This window comes from Cellulomonas gelida, from assembly GCF_006538725.1.
Classification (GTDB): domain Bacteria; phylum Actinomycetota; class Actinomycetes; order Actinomycetales; family Cellulomonadaceae; genus Cellulomonas; species Cellulomonas gelida.
Window position 1 is genome coordinate 1 of the sequence record NZ_BJLQ01000083.1, and the last position, 1977, is coordinate 1977.

General features: G+C 73.8%; 3 protein-coding genes. All 3 read left to right on the forward strand.

All coding sequences use genetic code 11. The features are described 5' to 3' along the window. Positions 1–442, forward strand: a 442-nt coding sequence (locus CGE01nite_RS16710; protein ID WP_048343818.1) for a DUF8746 domain-containing protein, incomplete at its 5' end; no start/stop codon positions are given. After that, complete coding sequence (locus CGE01nite_RS16715; protein WP_053071733.1) at positions 439–1449, forward strand: ABC transporter permease subunit; 1011 nt, start codon at positions 439–441, stop codon at positions 1447–1449. The genes CGE01nite_RS16710 and CGE01nite_RS16715, both read left to right, overlap by 4 nt. A 108-nt stretch (positions 1450–1557) precedes the next feature. After that, positions 1558–1977 (forward strand): ATP-binding cassette domain-containing protein (locus CGE01nite_RS16720; RefSeq protein WP_141371777.1); only part of this gene is annotated, 420 nt, incomplete at its 3' end.

Genomic DNA, 1977 nt, shown 5'->3' on the forward strand with positions numbered 1-1977 from the left:
CGGCCTGGCCGACCGCGGCAAGACCGTCCTGGTCTCGAGCCACATCCTGGCCGAGGTCGAGCAGGTCGCCGACACGGTCTCGATCGTCGCGCGCGGTCGGCTCGTCGCGCAGGGCACGGTCGCCGAGCTCATCGGGCGGCAGGCCGGCACGACCGTGCGGGTCGGCGTCGAGGTGCCGGGCACCGCGGGCGACCTGCTCGCCGCCCAGGGCTGGGCCGTGCGCCGCGACGGGCACCACCTGCTGGTGGACGGCGCGCCGAGCGGCGCGCGCATCACGGAGGTGCTCGCGCGCGCGGGCCTGTTCGTCGACGAGCTCGTGCCCGTGCGCGTCGACCTCGAGTCGGTGTTCCTCGAGCTCACGGCCGGGCAAGGGCCAGGGACCAGAGCGCCCGATGCGCCCGACCACCAGCACGGTCGTCGTTCCGCGGGGGGTGCGGCATGACCCGCCTGCTGCTGACCGAGCTCTCCCGGTTCTTCTCCCGAGCGCTGCTGTGGGGGCTCGCGTGCGGCGCGCTCGCGCTCGCGCTGCTCGGCCCGTACTCCGCGTGGCAGGCCTCGGGCCCGCCCAGCGCGCAGGACATCGCGTTCGCGCAGGAGCAGGTCGACGCGTTCGAGCCCATGAGCCCCGAGGATCTCGAGACCTGCCTCGCGGAGGAGCAGCAGTACTTCGAGGACTTCCCCGACGAGAAGCCCGACGACTTCGTGAGCGGCTGCACCTGGGAGCCGACGCTCGCGGACTACCTGCCGTACCGCCACTACTTCGACTCCGACGCGCTCGGGGTCGTCACGGGCATCGCGCTCCCGCTCGCCCTGGTCGCACTCGTCATGGGCGCGAGCTTCGTCGCGGCGGAGTTCTCCACGGGCTCGATCGGCAACTGGCTCACGTTCGCCCCGCGGCGCGGCCAGGTGTACGCGAGCAAGCTCACCGCCGCGGCGCTGGGGACGCTGCCGACCGCGCTCGTCGCGCTCGCGGTGCTCGTCGGCGGGACGTGGGCGGCGTTCGCCGTCAACGACGCGATGCACGCTCCCGCGAGCCGCGGGGAGGGCACCAGCACCGTCGCGGACCTGCTCCAGGTCGGCGGACGCACCGCCGCCCTGGTGGTGGGGGTCGCGCTGCTCGGCGGGGCGCTCGGGTTCCTGCTCCGGCACACCGCCGCCGTGCTCGGCGCGATCGTCGGCTGGGTCGCGGTCGTCGAGGGTTACGTCGCGGCCATGGTCCCCGGTCTGCGGCCCTACCTGCTCAACCTCAACGTCGACGCGTGGGTCAACGGCGGCACGACGTACTGGGTCGAGAGGTGCGCACCGGACCCCGACCAGGGCAACGCCATGGTCTGCGACTCGGTCACGCACGTCGTGAGCCAGACCCACGGAGCGGTCGTGCTCGGCGTCGTCGGCGTGGTCGCCGTCGCCGTCGCCTGGCTCGTGTTCCGCCGCCGCGACGTGTCCTGACCTGCGCGAGCACCGTTGCGCCGTTCGGGCGAACCCTGCCCGCCCGGCTCGCGCGCGCCGGGATGCGCGCCGTTGTCACCAGGGACGACCCCGGAGGCCCCCATCAGCATGACCGAACCGGCCATCTCGACCCGTGGCCTGCGCAAGACCTACCGGAGGTTCGACCTCTCGCAGGTCGTCGCGGTCGAAGGGCTCGACCTCGACGTGCCGGCGGGCGGTGTGCACGGCTTCCTCGGGCCGAACGGCTCGGGCAAGACGACGACGATCCGGATGCTGCTGGGGCTGGCGCGTCCGGACGCGGGGCAGATCCACCTGTTCGGCCGGCCGGTGCCCGAGCGGCTGCCCGAGGTCGTCGGCCGGATCGGCGCGATCGTCGAGCAGCCGAAGTTCGTGCCGATGTTCTCCGCGCGCCGCAACCTGCGGATCCTCGCCACGGCCATCGAGGTGCCCGAGACCACGGTCGAGGACGTGCTCGAGCGGGTCGGGCTGCGCGAGCGCGCGCGCGACCCGTTCCGCCGGTTCTCCCTC

Coding starts and splice junctions, on each gene's coding strand:
- CGE01nite_RS16715 (WP_053071733.1), top strand. CDS start 439: ATGACCCGCCTGCTGCTGACCGAGCTCTCCCGGTTCTTCTCCCGAGCG.